At 47.6% G+C, this 16,484-nt stretch carries 12 protein-coding genes; 5 read left to right on the top strand and 7 right to left on the bottom strand.

Translation table 11 applies throughout. The features are described 5' to 3' along the window. The first annotated feature begins 289 nt into the window (after nt 1-289). Nucleotides 290-1,072, top strand: coding sequence for a DeoR/GlpR family DNA-binding transcription regulator (locus tag HHL16_RS04260; RefSeq protein ID WP_169423895.1), 783 nt, complete (start codon nt 290-292; stop codon nt 1,070-1,072). A gap of 1 nt (nt 1,073) precedes the next feature. On the opposite strand, the gene HHL16_RS04255 is transcribed toward HHL16_RS04260, so the two are convergent. The 3 genes from HHL16_RS04255 to HHL16_RS04245 form a co-directional block, all read right to left on the bottom strand. After that, a complete protein-coding gene (locus HHL16_RS04255; protein WP_169423894.1) occupies nt 1,074-2,831 on the bottom strand; it encodes an ABC transporter ATP-binding protein in 1,758 nt (585 codons plus the stop codon). Nucleotides 2,832-2,894: 63 nt separating this feature from the next. Further along, entirely contained in the window at nt 2,895-5,327 is a 2,433-nt protein-coding gene (locus HHL16_RS04250) for an outer membrane beta-barrel protein (RefSeq protein WP_169423893.1), read from the bottom strand. Between the two features lie 127 nt (nt 5,328-5,454). After that, the gene (locus HHL16_RS04245; RefSeq protein WP_169423892.1) at nt 5,455-5,805 is read right to left on the bottom strand and encodes a DUF3127 domain-containing protein; all 351 of its coding nucleotides are present in this window, start codon (nt 5,803-5,805) and stop codon (nt 5,455-5,457) included. Nucleotides 5,806-6,046: 241 nt separating this feature from the next. Here HHL16_RS04245 and HHL16_RS04240 point away from each other — a divergent pair, with 241 nt between their 5' ends. Both HHL16_RS04240 and HHL16_RS04235 read left to right on the top strand, forming a co-directional pair. Beyond that, on the top strand, nt 6,047-6,517 hold the full coding sequence (locus tag HHL16_RS04240; RefSeq protein WP_169423891.1) for an Lrp/AsnC family transcriptional regulator: 471 nt from the start codon (nt 6,047-6,049) through the stop codon (nt 6,515-6,517). Nucleotides 6,518-6,564: 47 nt separating this feature from the next. After that, complete coding sequence (locus tag HHL16_RS04235) at nt 6,565-7,536, top strand: EamA family transporter (RefSeq protein WP_240965781.1); 972 nt, start codon at nt 6,565-6,567, stop codon at nt 7,534-7,536. 71 nt (nt 7,537-7,607) lie between these two features. Here HHL16_RS04235 and HHL16_RS04230 read toward each other — a convergent pair whose 3' ends face one another. The 3 genes from HHL16_RS04230 to HHL16_RS04220 form a co-directional block, all read right to left on the bottom strand. Further along, complete coding sequence (locus HHL16_RS04230) at nt 7,608-8,654, bottom strand: nucleoid-associated protein (protein WP_169423889.1); 1,047 nt, start codon at nt 8,652-8,654, stop codon at nt 7,608-7,610. Nucleotides 8,655-8,701: 47 nt separating this feature from the next. After that, nucleotides 8,702-9,385, bottom strand: coding sequence for a peptidylprolyl isomerase (locus tag HHL16_RS04225; protein WP_240965779.1), 684 nt, complete (start codon nt 9,383-9,385; stop codon nt 8,702-8,704). 159 nt (nt 9,386-9,544) lie between these two features. Then, complete coding sequence (locus HHL16_RS04220) at nt 9,545-12,610, bottom strand: DUF2723 domain-containing protein (RefSeq protein WP_169423888.1); 3,066 nt, start codon at nt 12,608-12,610, stop codon at nt 9,545-9,547. A gap of 479 nt (nt 12,611-13,089) precedes the next feature. Between HHL16_RS04220 and HHL16_RS04215 the strand changes: the two genes are divergently transcribed. Beyond that, nucleotides 13,090-14,673 carry a hypothetical protein gene (locus HHL16_RS04215; RefSeq protein ID WP_169423887.1) on the top strand — a complete coding sequence of 528 codons (1,584 nt, stop codon included), beginning with the start codon at nt 13,090-13,092 and terminating at the stop codon, nt 14,671-14,673. 77 nt (nt 14,674-14,750) lie between these two features. On the opposite strand, the gene surE is transcribed toward HHL16_RS04215, so the two are convergent. Then, nucleotides 14,751-15,503, bottom strand: a complete 753-nt coding sequence (gene surE, locus HHL16_RS04210) for a 5'/3'-nucleotidase SurE (protein WP_169423886.1) — start codon at nt 15,501-15,503, stop codon at nt 14,751-14,753. Between the two features lie 68 nt (nt 15,504-15,571). Here surE and HHL16_RS04205 point away from each other — a divergent pair, with 68 nt between their 5' ends. Next, nucleotides 15,572-16,483 (top strand): diacylglycerol kinase family protein, encoded by a 912-nt coding sequence (locus tag HHL16_RS04205; RefSeq protein ID WP_169423885.1) that lies wholly within the window; start codon nt 15,572-15,574, stop codon nt 16,481-16,483. Nucleotide 16,484: the final 1 nt, after the last annotated feature.

The following is a 16,484-nucleotide window of genomic DNA, read 5'->3' as shown; positions in this document are numbered from 1 at the left end:
AGAAAAAACTCCTTTCTGCAAAAAAATTGCATACAAGATTCGCAAATTCCGCATTTCTGATAACATTTTGTTAACGGCAGAGCCATTAAAATATTTTTACAATCGATTGTTTATTAATTGATTGCATACAATCCATTGGCATCAAAAAATTAATGACATTTCGCAAAAAAATTATTTGCTACCCAAATAGTGCAAAAAATTAAACTTATATTCTATTTTTACCGGATATTTGAAACAGAGGGGTGCGATACGACTTCCCTCAAAAGATTCAGCAAGCCAATACATGACTATGGATTCAAACACACAAGATCAGATCCCTCCGGTTTCCCTTACCAAACAGGCAAGGAAGAAACTGATCATCAAACAGGTGAATATTCATACCCGTTTGACGTACAGCGATCTTGTGAACCTGATCAATGTATCGGAAGACACTATCCGCAGAGACGTGAACGAACTCGCCGAAGATGGCGAAGTGGTGAAGATCAAAGGCGGAGCCATGTCTATCGCTTATCACTATGGTCACGAATCGCAGACCTACTCCCAGACCAACAAAGTAGTGATTGCTGAAAAAGCCTTGCAGCTGCTGAAAGACGATATGATCGTTCTCATCGGCGGAGGCACCACCATCCGTGAATTCATCAAAAAGATCCCCGCTACACTTCGCGCCACTTTCATTACAGTGAATGTGCTGTCTGCAGTGGAATTGCTCGATAAGCCGATGATCAAAACCATCATGATCGGCGGGCAGATCTCTACCTACAGCCAAATGACTGTGAGTGGTGAAGTATTCGAATACCTCTCCAACATCAAAGCAGACCTCTGCATCATCGGTACCAATGCACTCGATGCAGCAAACGGCCTTACCGATTCCGACTGGGAAACTATTCAGGTGAAGAAGGCAATGATCAAGGCTGCCGATAAAGTGGCTATCCTCGCCATCTCAGAAAAGCTGAGCTCCACCATGAAGATGAAGATCGCAGATATTCAGGATATCGATTATCTCATTACAGAATTGCCACCAGACAACCCGGCATTACAGCCTTACAAGTCGAAAGAAGTAGAGTTGTTGTAGTTTAGAAATCCCCTTCAGGCCTGCGTTCCCCTATCTGCTGGCGCCACATGGCGTAGTACAATCCTTTTTGTTCGAGCAGATCATCGTGGGTGCCCTGTTCGGTGATCTTTCCTTTTTCCAGCACAAATATCTTATCGGCATAAAGAATGGTGCTGAGCCTGTGCGCAATCAGGATGGTGATCTGTTGCCGCTGCGCCACAATATCACGGATGGTTTCTGTGATGGCCTCTTCCGTTAAACTATCCAGCGCCGACGTGGCTTCGTCGAAGATCAGCAATCGCGGTTCGCGCAGCAGTGCCCGCGCGATGGAGATGCGTTGCTTCTCCCCGCCGGAAAGTTTCAGTCCACCTTCACCCAGCATGGTATCGAGCCCTTTATCGCTGCGTTTGATCAAATGACTGGCCGATGCTTTTTCGATGGCATCCAGCATCTGTTCGTCGGTTGCATTGGGCTGAACAAAAAGCAGGTTCTGCCGGATGGTTCCTGCAAAGAGCTGCGTATCCTGGGTAACAAACCCGATCTGCCTTCTTAATTCATTATAGCGAATGAGCGTAGCCGGTATATCATTGAACGAGATCTCACCCGATACAGGTTTGTACAATCCCACCAGCAGCTTCACCAGTGTTGACTTCCCTGATCCTGACGGACCAACAAACGCCACGGTATCGCCCTTGTTCAATGTAAATGAAATGCCATCCATGGCGTTCTGTCTGGCAGATTTATGGCGGAACACCACTTCATCAAAACCAATACTCTCTAGCTGATTCAATTCTATCGGCTCTGGTGGGCGCTGTTCCACCGGCTTGTTCATCAGCACATCGAAAGTCTGAAGCGAGGCCTCCGCTTCGCGATAAGACAATATGATGCTGCCAATATCCTGAAGGGGTCCAAAGATCGAAGCGGAAATAAACTGCATGCTGATCAGCTCTCCCGTACTCAGCACATTGCCGAAGATCAGCCAAAGCAATATGAACAGGATCGATTGACGCAACACATTCAGCACTGTTCCCTGCAAAAAACTCAGCGTGCGCACCTGTTTTGTTTTCTGCATTTCCAGTTCAAAAATACGCCAGGTGAATTCGCGCAACCGGCGGATCTCAGGAAACGTAAGCCCCAGACTCCGCACCAGCTCTATGTTTCGCAGCGACTCGGTAATGATGCCCGCCATGCGGTTGGTCTCTTTGTTGATAGATCGTTGCAGGGTTTTGATCTTCTTGCTCAGCAGACCGGTTAGCGATCCCAATACCAGCACGCCAATCACAAAAACCGGAATCAGCGCCCAGTGTTTGGTGATGGCATACCAGATAAGAAAGCCCATCCCTACAATGGAAGAGAAAAGAATATTGATGAAAGAATTGATGAAGCGCTCCGTATCGGTTCTTACCTTCTGCAAAATGGCCATGGTTTCGCCGCTGCGCTGTTCTTCAAATTCACCGAATGTTAGCCTGAGCGTTTGACGAAGGCCATCGTTGAAGATCTGCAATCCGAATTTCTGTACGGCCAGTCTGGTGAAGTATTCCTGAAATGCTCTAGCGATACGCGCAAGCGTTGCAATGGCGATAGCGATGAACAACCACCAGAGCACACCATTGATCAGTTCGTTTCGTGGTTTCACATTTGTCTGCGAAGCATAATCGTCGATGATCTTTCCGAAGATCACCGGATCGAAGAGACTCAATACCTGCGCTGCTCCTGCGAGCAGCAGCGATATCAGTATCAGCCATCGTTGAGGCTGTAAATATTTCCAGAGGATTTTCATGCCGTTGAATGTATGCGGCCGGGTGGGGCATACAAATCTAACGGTTTAGCCCGCAACGGCAAATTAGTTGCTGCCGGCGCGCTGCATTTCGTCTTCGGCGCCGCCGGATCTTCTTACACCGGCTTTAATGGCCTTACCAAAACGCCAGGTAAAGGTGAGCACTCCAACCCGGCTGTCGCGTTTGATGCTGAAGTACTCCTGCGCCTGTGGAAAGTCTGTATTGCCTGCGAACTTCTGAGAGTAGAAGATATCGCGCACAGCCAATTTGATGGTGGCTTTGTTTTTCAACACCAGTTTGGAAATACCTACGCCTACCTGACCGGTAGGGTCTATCACTTCCTGCAGATCATCCTGATTACGGGTGATGTAAGTGGCGGTCAGTTCTGCATTCCATCCTTTTTTGAACTTGAACTGATTATTGATATTTGCCGAAACCTGCGTTACATCTGGTGTTACTTCCTTCCACACAAAACCTTTGAATCTTTTGTGGATGATGTCTGTCTGGATATTCATGCTCCACCAGGGCCAGGGTGATGTTTGTGCATTCACCGATAATCCGAAGTTTTCGCGGTGCCCTACGTTTCCGTCGGTGTAGTAGAACAGTCCTTTATCGTCCTGCAAAAAGATCTGTGAAAAGAAATTCTTTGTGCGGCTGTAGCTGATGCTGGTGAGCAGCCAGTCTTTGTACTGATGGGCAAGTTGCAGGTTCCAGGTGTATTGAGGAAGCAGAAAGGGATTGCCTTTCTGGAACGTGTATTTGTTGATGATGAAAACAAACGGATTCAGTTTCTGAAAAGCAGGCCTGTCGATTCTCCGGCCTCCGCTGAGTGAAAAACTGTTATTCGAATCGAGTTTGTATTGAAAAAATACAGTTGGGAAGAGGCTGTTGTAATTGCGGGTGAACGCAGAATCTTTGTTCACTGCATTGCCCAGCTGGTTGGCTTCGTAGCCGGTGAACTCATAACGGAGACCAGCCTGGGCAGAGAATTTTTCCCATTGTTTTTCAAGTGTGGTGTATGCTGCATGGATGGACTCTGTATAAATGAAGTGATTCGATTTGATGAGATTGTCAACCCACTGGCCATTGTCGTACATGCGATACCCTGCGGTATTGTCTGTATGGATGCGGCTCGATTTCCAGCCGGCATCGAGTTTGAGATCGTTTTTGAACTTATAGGTGTAATCGGCTTTGCCGGAGAAAATTTTAAGATTGGTGGGGATGAAGCCGCGCTCTGCTTCTACATAACCATCGGTTGCCAGCAAATGGTTTTCGAAGTATTGATTGTTCTGGATATCGTAGCCGATGTAATCGAGATCGATATTGAGTTCCTGTGCAGCATTGAACTGATGATGCAGATTGAGGTTTACGCCGCCGTTCATCAGGCGAAGCGAAGTATTACCTGTACTGAGCACTGCAGAATCGAGTTCATTGTTTTTGTTGAGCCATTGCGCTGTTGCAGTGTTCTTGCTTTTGCGGTATTGGTAGAAGCCGTTGAACGATATGCCCAGCGTGGTTTTCGAACTGATGGCATAATCGACACCTGCCTTGAGCGTATGATTCTGCCCCTGTCCGTCGAAGCGGGTTGGTTGCCTGAGTACCGACTTCACAGTTTGGTTGGCATCGGAAAAATTTCTGCGGAGGGCGTAGAGATCCATCACATAACCTCCTTCATTCGCATTGAAGCTGAGGAACGAGTTCAGTTTACCCTGCCGGTAGTTGAGGCTCAGGCTGTGGATGGACCGTCTTCGTTTTCCCTGACTCCAGCCCGTACTTACAGTTCCATTGAAGCCCTGCTGTTTTGTTTTTTTGGTTCTGATATTGATCACACCTCCATTCCCGGCGGCATCATAGCGGGCCGGAGGATTATCCATCAGCTCGATGCTTTCTACGTTTGATGCGTTCATTCCGCCTAACAGGTTGCTAAGATCGGAACCTGAAACGTAAGTGGGTTTGCCGTCGATCAGAATAAGCACATTGGGTTTTCCTTTAAGCGCAACATTACCATCACGGTCAATCGAAACACCGGGAGATTTCTCCAGTACATCGAGTACGGATGCACCGGTGTTGGTGATGCCATTATCCACCTGCACAATAGTTTTATCGGGCATTACTTTGATCAGCGATTTGCGGCCGCTGACCACTACCTGCTGAAGCAGTCCTGAACCGGGTTGCAGCATAATCACCATCGGCGAATCGATGGCGTTTTCTGAAATGCGTATGATACTGGTTTGTTTGGGGAGATAATCCACCATGCTGATATTGCAGAAATAATTTCCTGCGGGAAGGTTCTCGAAGATCACTTTTCCTTCAGCATTGGTTGTGCGTGTATTGAGATGAAGAGAGTCCTTTACTCTGTGAAGACTTACAGAAGCAAGCTGCAATGGCAGTTTCTTATCGTTGTTTACGATGATGGTGATGGTACCGGGTACGGCAGGCTGAGCAAAAGCATCCTGCATCAAAAGAACAGCAATCAGTATAATAGTCAGTTTTCTCATAAAAAAAGATCAACCCAATTTAACTGAGTTGATCTTCTATAATGCGATACTTTCTACCAATGGTCGATTGTTTCTGCGGAGCGGACGAATCAAGAAAACCGGCTTCTGATGAGCGGTGCTATTCGGATTAGAATGGCAGGTCGTCGTCTGAAGCGCCGGGTTGAAATCCGGGAGGGCCGTCTGCGATTGCGCCGTCGCTGCTGCCGCCACCGGCTCCGCTGCGTACTACTTTCCATGCTTTCACGTCTGTGTACCAGCGACCGTTGAATTCGCGGCTCTCCACATCAAAAGAAACAGTTACCTGTTCTCCGGGTTTGATGCTGGCGAGATCAATTTTGTCGCCCCATGCTGCGATGCACACTTTTTTTGGGTATGTGTCTCCTGTTTCGAGGATGAACTCCTGTTTTTTCCAGGTACCGTTCTTACCCTGACCTGTTTGTACAGGGAGGAACTGGAGGATCTTTCCACTAATATCCATGTATGAGTTATTTACTGATTTGCGGTAAATATACTTCTGTCTGCAATTCTGGCAATGGGATTTTGAAACCGAAGTCATTCATTCTCCTAAAACCGAATAAAATTCTGAGAAAAGGCTCAAAAATCGCAGTTCGCCGATTATTGTTCGGCCATCGACAGGTGTCCAATGAATAAATTCTAAATTTTCGCCTTCTGCCGAATTTTATTCTGAATAAAGTTAATTTTACAGAAAATTATCCGGAATGGAAATCGCTCTTGACAATATCGACCTTCAGATTCTCGGCCTGATGCAATCCAATGCAAGAATCTCCAATGCCGATCTTGCCCGTGAACTCAGTATGGCGCCCTCCGCTGTATTGGAAAGGGTAAAGAAACTCGAACAGAAAGGCGTGATCCGCGGATATACTGCACAGATCGATCCGGGTGCCATTCAACAGAAACTCCTGGCATTTATTTTTATCCGTTCCTCCGAAGGTTTTACCTGCTGTGGCGAAACTTCTCAGTTACTGGCGGCTATCCCTGAAGTGCAGGAAGTTCATCATATCGCAGGTGAAGATTGCTACCTCATTAAAGTGCGCACAGCCGATTCGGCTTCTCTGATGCACCTCATGCGCAACTCCCTCCAGAAGATCCCTAAGATTTCATCCACCAAAACAACCATCGTTTTGGAAACCGTAAAAGAGCAACAGCAACTGGTGATTCCAAAAAAATAAAGAGAAAATCTATGTCTACTGTCGAGAAAAAATCCGCGTCAACAATCATGGTGATCTTAGCCTTTGCCACGGTATACCTGGTATGGGGATCAACCTATTTCTTCATCTCAAAAGCCGTGCACGATTTTCCACCGCTGATCATGGGAGCGCTCCGCTTTGTGGCAGCAGGGGGCATCATGCTTATCTGGTGTTTAATAAAAGGAGAGAACCTCTGGAACTGGAAACAGATCAAAGCCGCGCTGGTAACGGGTGTGCTGCTGCTGTTTGTCGGTAACGGATGTGTAATCTGGGCCGAAAAAACTTTACCCAGTTCTCTCGTAGCGGTGTGGATCTCTTCTGCACCCATCTGGTTTGTGCTGCTCGAAAAACCGAAGTGGAAAGAGAACTTCAGCAATCCTTCTACCATCATTGGTTTGGTGGTTGGTTTTATTGGTGTGATCCTGCTGCTGAGCGATCAGCTGGGAGCCATCATGAATCATCCTCAGGGAAGTTCCATTCTCATCGGACTGATCATCGTACTGGTAGGATGTATCAGCTGGGCAGGTGGTTCCATCTATTCAAAATACCATTCAAGCGGATCTGCACTGGTGAACACTACCTGGCAGATGCTGGCTGCTGCCGCAGTTTTCATTCCCGGAAGTTTAGTGGCCGGTGAGTGGAAAACATTCAGCTTTGCCGCTGTTAGTCCCGGTGCATGGGGAGCGCTCGGATACCTCGTTATCTTCGGATCTATTCTCGCATTCAGCGCATACGTATGGTTGTTGCAGGTGAGAAATCCAACACAGGTGAGCACTTACGCATATGTAAACCCGGTGGTAGCTGTATTGCTCGGCGTGTTCTTCGCTGATGAGCATATGAGCAAATGGCAACTGATTGGTTTGGCAGTGATCCTCGGAAGTGTATTGCTGATCAATCTCGCGAAGTACCGCAATTCCGGTAACGGCAATTCTGGTAATGGCTCCGCAGCCATACCCAATAAACGAATCATTGTTTCTAATGCTAAGGAAAAGATGGCCTAGTCAGTCATTTGCAGCAGGGTCTTTTTTACGAACGAAGACCCTGCTTTTCCTGGCTTTTTGTTGAAACCGCTCTAGGTTTCTTCGTCGAAGTAGATCTTGTAATATTTCTTTCCGCTCATTTCGTCCAATCCTTTTTCGATGAGGTCTCTCCGGCCGTGGATGTAGATATGGAAATTCTTATCGAGCTTCAGTACTGTCTTAAATGCGCGCTGCTGGCCTTTCACAGCTGATACGTGAATGGCAAACTCATCATTGATCTCGAAGTTCCGCGACGATTCGTAGTTCTTCTTGTAGTCCATAAATGTATCTACCACTTCCTGGTGATGGATCACTTCTTCGGCAAACTCCTGCAAACTGAACTGCTCCTTGCTTTTGAAATAATCCATGCTCCGGTTGAGCAGGTCTATCTGATCGCTTTTGGATACATCGAATTTTTCAGCATATTCGTTTGTGATGAACTGCTTGCATAGACTGAGTACTTTGTCGGTATTATGATAGCTGTCTGAATACGGCGTTACCTGTAAAAATTCACTCACCCAGTATTGCGCATCGTTGTTCTTATTGGTATTGTCCACTACGCAAACCTTGAAACCCTCTACCGTATTGGTTCTGAACACGAGACAGCCTTTGTCCATCTTGTTGATGTTGAGGCCTTCTTCGTGGATCACTTCATAGCTCTGCCCGTGCGGGAAAACTTTCAGAAACGATTCTTTGGTTTCAGATTTGAAAATACCGATGGCCGGTATGTATTCTCCTTCGAAAGGCACATTATCGAAATGCACTACATAGAGCTCACCTTCCTTCACTTTCACGTGCGTGCTTTTGGTGTAGAGGAACTGCGCGAGGTAGGCAGATTGTTCTACAAAAGTATCCCTGTCTTCGAAGATGGCAGCCACATAGCGATACACTTCATTCATCTGAATATCGCTGATATGCGTAAAATGGAAGAGTTCGTTTTCGTTGAAAGCGCCGAGGAAATACTTGGTGAGCAGCCCCCGGACTATTTCATCGTTCAGCGTAAGCGGGTTTTGGCTCAGCTTCAATTCTTCTCCGCGGGAAGGGTTCCCGATCTTATGGACCATCACTTTCTCCAACTGTACGCTGTCGATACCTGTCATGTACTACGGTTTTGAGGCCGCGAAGATAAGGTATGCGGCAAATGTGCTTACAACTTTTCAATGTTGTAGATAGGAACGGGCGGATCGAAGTACTGATCTGTCTCAGGCATATTGTAGATTTTGCGCACGGTGCCGAGTCCTTTTATCACACGGCCGAAGGCCGCATAACCTTGTCCGTCTGGATTGTTGGTTCCGCCGTAATCGAATCCCGACTGATTGCCGATGCAGATGAAGAACTCTGTGGTGGCGGTTCCCGGTGTGGTGCGTGCCAGAGAAATTACTCCATCGAGATGAAGGATGCCGGTTGCCTGTGTGGTTTCGTGAGGGATGCCGGGCAGTTCGGGTCTTTTGGCGCTCCGGTAAAGCCCTCCCTGAATTACCTGCGCTTTGGCTGCGTCGGAGGGTTGGTTATCCTGATTGAGTACGCGATAGAAGCTGGCATCTTTATACAGTCCTTTTTCAACGTAAGATAAAAATGCTGCGACTGTTTTGGGTGCTTTATCGGCATACAACTCTACAATGATGTCTCCTTTACTTGTGCTGATCTCCACGCAGGGATTTTTTGTTTTCGGACCTGATGAACAACCCGCCATTGCAATCAACAGAAGAAAGCTCAATCCTGCGGTTATCTTTTGTAACTGGTTTCGCCAGGAGGCTTTTTTAGCAGTGAATTGATTTTTGTCAGATGAATTTCCTTCCAATGATATCTTTCCGTGGCTGCGGTTTTCCATGCTTGAATGTTGAGACAACAAATTTAAACCACTCACATGAATTGTTGGTGAAGTTGATCAAAACAAAAAGCCGCCCCAGGAAACTGGCGGCGGCCCTCTTATCCTATAAAAATAACGAGAGACTGTTTTATTAACGGATCATTGTCCGTTGTAGTTTTCTCATGATACACCTTTAACATTTGCTGTTTTCGGTGGCGACTGCTCCCATTGATTCAGCTGGTGCAGCAATTGAAAACTTGTGAGAATATCTTCGGCAAAATTCATCTGGCGATTGCTGAGTTCGCCCGGTTTGCCTTCTAATAAAAGATACGAATTTTTCGCGAGCTCTTCATCGTTTTTCAGATCGTCTCCGAGGCTTCGGTAATAATCAAGCTGTTGACGAAGATCGCGTTTCAGCGATGCATTTATTTTTGCAGCGAGCGCCACATCTCCGGCCAGATAGGCTGCTTGCAGAAACTGCAGCGAGACTACGTTGTGCTGGTTGGATCTGCTGGTAAATCCATATGGGAAATTAGCCTCGCTTACATTGTTGTCGAAACGATGGAGCACTTCGCGGGCCGCTGCAATATTACCTTCGTTGATGAGACTCATCGCGAGCTGCACGTGTGCGTTCTTTACAATGTTCAGTCGTCTTCTGTTGTCTTCATCGAGATAGATGCCTTTGCGATTGGTATTGCCATATGCGAAATGTTTCATCATGTTGGCGTAGGCATTTTTGTTGTCAGTCTGGCTGTTCTCTACAGGTGTGAGTTGCCAGCAAAGTCCTGTGAGGCGCACGTATTGGCCGATGCCGAGCTCTGCTGCCGTTTGCTGATTAGTGAAACAGACAGGACGTTCCCATTTGTTGGCGGCGATCAGTGCGAGCGGAGCGAGATCATTTTTTAAGAGATAGCTTTTATTGGAGAGATCGAGCAGCAACGATGTCCTCAGTTTTTCTCCCGGCTGTGCAGCGCCGCTGGCGATGGCTTTCTGCGCATCTACCGACAGACTGAATTTCTGCATGGGCAGTGTGTGCAGGGTTTCTCCATCTTCAGATTGCGCTGTGAATTTCGGATCATCACTGGCTGCAATGTTTTTGAACGAATCATAGAGGTCATAATATTTCTGAGGATCGTATCCTGCCATTTTATTGAAGTACACTACGTTTCTGATATTTCCCTGAAGTTGTTCTTTGGTGAAGATCACATCGACGGGAGCGCTGTTGTTCAGTTTGTAGCGGAGCTGATCGATGCACCAGTCGGAACCGATCATGGTGGAGATCACTACGCGCACATCGCGCCGAACACCTTCTACTTCCTGCAGATACCAGATAGGATAAGTGTCGTTGTCTTCGGCGGTGATGAGTATGGCGTTGGGTGGACAGCTTTCGAGATAATTTCTGGCGAGATCACGCGCGAGTGTTTTGCCGCTGCGATCGTGATCGTCCCATTCCTGCTGTGCCATCAGAACGGGAACCGCGAAGAAGCAAAGCGTTGCTGCGGCCCAGGTTGCTGCCGGTTTTCTGATGTAACGATTTGCGAGATCGATGAGTGCAAGCACTCCGAGGCCGATCCATATAGCGAAGGCGTAGAAAGAACCAACAAATGCATAGTCGCGCTCACGCGGCTGAAACCCGCTCTGATTGAGGAATACAACCACTCCCAATCCTGTTATGAGAAATAGCAGCATATTGGCGATCCAGTGCTGTTTGTTTCTTTTGAAGTGAAAGAACAATCCGGCAATGCCCAATGCCAGCGGCAACATGAAGAGCTGGTTATGTGCTTTGTTTTCAGCACGGATGGAGTCGGGCATTTTTTCCTGATTGCCGTAAAGAGTATTGTCTACGAACGAAAATCCGCTGATGAAGTTACTGTCGCGTGGATTGCCGAGGCCTTGCAGATCGTTTTGCTTTCCGGCGAAGTTCCACATGAAGTAACGCATGTACATCCAGCCCGCCTGGTAGCGGGTGAAGTAATTGATATTGTCTTTGAATGTGGGTTGCTCTCCTTCTTCGAGTCCGGTAAATCTGCGATAGCATTCGGCTTGTCCGCGTTCATTGTTATTGTCCCACACGCGCGGGAAGAGATGCGCACCGGGTGTATTGGCCCAGTCTTGCGTTATGTTGGTTCCTGCTTCAACATATTTCCCGTTGCTGCGCACCATCAGCGGCCCTGTTACTTTGTAGGGAGCCCGCTCTGTGAAATCAGGGCCGTAGAGCAGCGGCCAGTCGTTGTAAGATTCGCGGCCCAGATAAGAAGCAAGACTAATGGGGTTATCTACATTGAACATATCCACAGCTGGGTTGGCATTGGAGCGGACCAATGTGGTAGTGTAAGTAGAATATCCGAGCAGCACAAACACTGCACACCAGAGTGCAAGTTTGGCCCGATACCAATTCTTTCGGGATGTGATCCGGATGCCTATTATCAGCGCTGCCGCCAGCAACAGAAAGAAAAAGGCAAAGCCGGTAAAATAAGGCAGTCCCATTTCATTGGTGAAGAACACATCGAATTTACCGGCGGCGCGTACGGTGCTCTGCACTACGAATTTCATGATGAAGACAGTGATGGCACATCCGGCGATCAATGCAACCACAGCTCCTTTGGTGGATGGCTTGTATCTTTTGAAATACCAGATCATCAGAATGGCGGGGATAGTGAGCAGGTTCAGCAGGTGCACGCCAATCGAGAGGCCCATCATAAAAAAGATGAACACCAGCCAGCGATCGGCACCGGGCTGATCGGCTCTTGCCTCCCATTTGAAGATGGCCCAGAAAACGAGTGCAGTCAGCAAAGAGCTTAACGCATACACTTCACCTTCCACCGCACTGAACCAGAACGAATCGGAGAATGCATACGCAAGCGACCCGATCACACCTGCACTTATTACAGCAAACACCTGCTGACCAGTTAATGGCTGCGATGCAGGCTGCATCAGCTTTTTGGCAAGATGGGTGATGGTCCAGAACAGAAACAGAATGGTGAAGCCGCTGGCGAGTGCGCTCATGCTGTTCACAGCAATGGCGGCCGTATGCGGATTATCGCCGAACAGGATCACAAAGAACCGGCCCATCAGAATAAAAAGCGGGGAGCCTGGCGGATGCGGGATCTGTAATTTATTGGCGCTGGAAATGAATTCGCCACAATCCCAGAAGCTGGTTGTTGGCTCAAGCGTAAGAAAGTAAACAATACAGGCGGTCAGGCACACGATCCACCCTGCCAGATTGTTCAGTTTGTTGAAGCTCATAGCATGAAGGCTTTGGATAAATAAAGATGGGCTGACCGTCTAATTTCGGAAATCCGTGTGGGGAAAGGAATACCTGTGGCATAAATCAGGAAAGGAATGAAGACACTTTAACAAATCCTTCGAGAAATTCACCTGCCGGGTTGAGGGAGGATAATTTTTGTGTTATATTGCAGGCGTTCTTATAAAAAAAAAGGGTCTTCTGTAGAAACAGATGACCTCTAACGATTGCTTGCCATATGAAAAGTCTTCAAAGTCTATTTTGTATGGATTTGAATTCCGGCCTCTACACACTGCTTGTCCATTTGCCTCTAGCTATTGCCTGCTCAACGATTGCTTGTTTATATGAGCTTCAAATCCGATGTAAAAATAAGACCCATACTTTCTGTGAGCAAAACAACTTATTGAAGATTTTATCATGTCAAAACTGGTAAAAAAAATGCAAAACCCTTGCTGGTAGTGCATTTCAGGAGAATTTCCATATGAGGGCCAACCCATTTACAGATGCTTTATTTCAGTTAGTTCAGAGCCTGGAGAAGTCGGAAAAAAGGCATTTTAAACTCTATATCACCCGAAGTTCTGCTAAGGAAGATCTGAAGATCATCCAGCTGTTCGATGCTATGGATAAACTTCCGGAGTACGATGAGAAGGTACTGCTGAAGAAATTGAGCCCCATCACCAAACCACAGCTCGCCAATCTCAAAACGCATCTTTACAAACAGTTGTTAGCAGGATTGCGCCTGCTGAAGACTGCCGAAAATATCGATCTTCAGTTGAGTGAGCAGCTCGACTATGCCCGTGTGCTCTACAACAAAGGCCTCAAGATACAGGCACTGAAGATTCTGGAGAAAGCCAAGGAGTTCGCGAAGGCGAATCACAAATTCAATTATCTGGCGCAGGTGATTTCGCTGGAGAAGAAGATCGAGACACTTCATATCACCCGCAGCTCCGGAGAAAAAACAGAACTGCTTGCAGCGGAAGCGCTGGAGATCAGCCAGCATATAGACAGTGTAGTGAAGCTGAGCAATCTCGCACTGCTGATGTATCGCTGGTTCATCCGCAACGGGCACGCGCGCAATGAAGAGGATGAGAAAGATATCAAGACCTACTTCAAGCAGAACCTACCTCCCAATGCACATTCGGTGACCGACTGGTACGAAAGACTGTATCTCTATCAAAGCTATTGCTGGTATGCGTTCATCCGTCAGGATTGGCTGATGTACTACCGCAACAGCAAAAAATGGATTGCATTGTTCGAAGAGCAGCCGCTCATGATCGGAGTTGAACCCGGCCACTATGTGAAAGGCATGCACAACCTGCTCAACGCACATTTCGATCTGCGCAATTTCGATCAGTTCGATCGCACCCTCCGCAAATACCAGGAGTATGCGAAAACCGATATCGCCAACACGCACGACAATTTCAGGGTACACACCTTCGTTTATATCAGCGCAGCGAGATTGAACCAGCATCTGATGCAGGGGACATTCAAAGAAGGACTGAAGCTGGTAGCCGAGATGGAGCGCGACCTCGACAAGTATTCACTTTATGTAGACACACACCGCATTCTGGTGTTCAACTATAAATTCGCTACACTGTATTTCGGTGCAGGCGACTACAGTACCTCTATCGATTATCTGCAGAAGATCATGAATGTAACGGTTCCTGATCTGCGAATAGATCTGCAATGCTATGCCCGCCTGCTGCACCTGATGGCGCACTATGAACTCGGTAATTTCGAGATCATGGAATCGCTGAGCAAATCGGTGTACCGCTTTATGGCGAAAATGAAAAATCTTACGGTGGTGGAAGAAGAGATGTTCAGGTTTCTGCGCAACTCATTCGATATTTCGCCGCGCAAACTCAAACCAGAGTTTGAAAAGTTTCTGCACAAGATCAAACACCTCGAAAAGAACCGCTTCGAAACACGCGCCTTCGCTTATCTCGATGTAATCAGCTGGGTAGAAAGCAAAGTGTACGAAGTGCCGATGGGAGACATCATTCACAAGAAGTATCTCGAAAGCAAGAGGAGGATCAAAGAAAGAGCAGAAGCCGCGGCAAAATAACCGGCACCTGTAAACAACTTTTACTAAGCCAGCGTTTCGTCGCTGGCTTTTTATTTTGCTGCCATGCAGGTATGTTATCAGCCGGTTGTTTTCTCTCCAAACATTTTGCTGCCGGCCAGCATTTCCAACTGAGCTTCATCGGTGAGGTCTAACCGGAGCGGAGTGATGGAAACGTATTCGTTTTCCACCGCCCATCTGTCGGTTCCTTCCTCTGCAGGTTCCAGTGGAATAACGGTGAACCAGTAATGCTTCCGGCCCATAGGGTCTATGCCGGGAACAATTTTGCCGTCGTAGAAACGTACAGACTGCCGCGTGAATTTGATGCCGCGGGGAAGACGGGGGAAGTTTACGTTCAGCAATAGCGAGTCTTTCAGTTCGAGCAGTTTGCTGAGTGTTCGTTCTACATAAGGTTCGAGGGATTCGAAATCGGGTTCGGTTTTTCCGGCCGGTGTGCTCAGCGCAATGCCCCGCAATCCAAGCAGGGCGGCCTGTTTGGCAGCAGCGAGGGTGCCGGAATGCCACATGGAATTACCGAGATTCAGGCCCATGTTGATGCCCGAGAGCACCACTTCGATATCCGTCCACATATGCGTTCCGAGCGCTACGCAGTCGGCGGGTGTTCCGTTTACGCGATACGCTTCCATGCCTTCAAAAGTGATGGGTGATTTTTTGTAGAAGAGCGGTCGCGATGCAGTGATGGCATGCCCCATCGAAGACTGTTCCACATCCGGCGCCACCACCAGCACTTCGCCAAACCGCGAAGCGATCTTTGCCAGCGAAGCTATACCCGGACTGTAAATGCCATCATCATTTGTTACGAGTATTCTCATACCAGCATCAACATCATTATCGTGCCAGCAAGCTGATGCTGGTACGCTTTTATTAAGGGTATGATGCTATGCAAACAGCTTTGATAATTCATAATCCCGGTGCAGGAGATCAGGAGCACAGCAAGCAGGGTCTGCTTCAGTTGATGCAATCGCAAGGGTACGACTGTAGATATTTTTCAACAAAAAAGGATGGATGGGAAAAGCTCGATGCCGATGCCGACCTCATTGTGGTGGTGGGAGGAGACGGCACCGTGGGTAAAGTGATTGATGCATTGATCCATCAGAAACTTCATCAGAAAATACCACTGGCATTGCTGCCTGCCGGAACGGCCAATAATATCGCATCCGCACTTGGCATTACGGGAGACCCGGAAGAAATTGTAGCAGCCTGGCAACCCGGCCTGATCAAAAAATTCGATGTTGGTCTCTTTCATCACAAAGAGCAGGATTCGATATTTCTCGAAGGCGCCGGCTTCGGACTATTTCCTAAACTGCTGATCGAAATGAAAAAGCTGGATGATAAACAACAATCCGCAGACGAATCGTTACAAACAGCTTTGCAGACACTTCACAGCATTGTAACTACTGCCAAAAGCCGGTACTGCAAACTCGAACTCGATGGTGAAGATCATTCGGGAGATTATCTCCTGCTCGAAATCATGAACACACGCACCATCGGCCCCAATCTGGTACTTGCACCGCAGGCAGATCCCGGAGACGGGCATTTCGATGCAGTGTGGATCAGGGAAGATGAGCGAAACAAATTGCTGGAATATCTGCAGCACAGATTGAATAGAGAAGATGCACACCCGCCCTTTCATTCTGTATCCTGCAGGCGAATACATCTTGAATGGGCGGGTGCGCAATGGCATCTGGATTCCGCATTGGAAAAATTGCAGAAACCACCGGTGACGGCATCTATTGAATTAGTGCCGGAAATGCTGCAGTTTCTGCTGCCGGCAAAAGCTTCTGTTATCTGAA

It is taken from the genome of Pseudoflavitalea sp. G-6-1-2 (assembly GCF_012927185.1).
In the GTDB taxonomy this organism is placed as follows: domain Bacteria; phylum Bacteroidota; class Bacteroidia; order Chitinophagales; family Chitinophagaceae; genus Pseudobacter.
The sequence above is the reverse complement of the archived record's forward strand: the minus strand, read 5'-3'. Positions and strand labels throughout refer to the sequence as shown.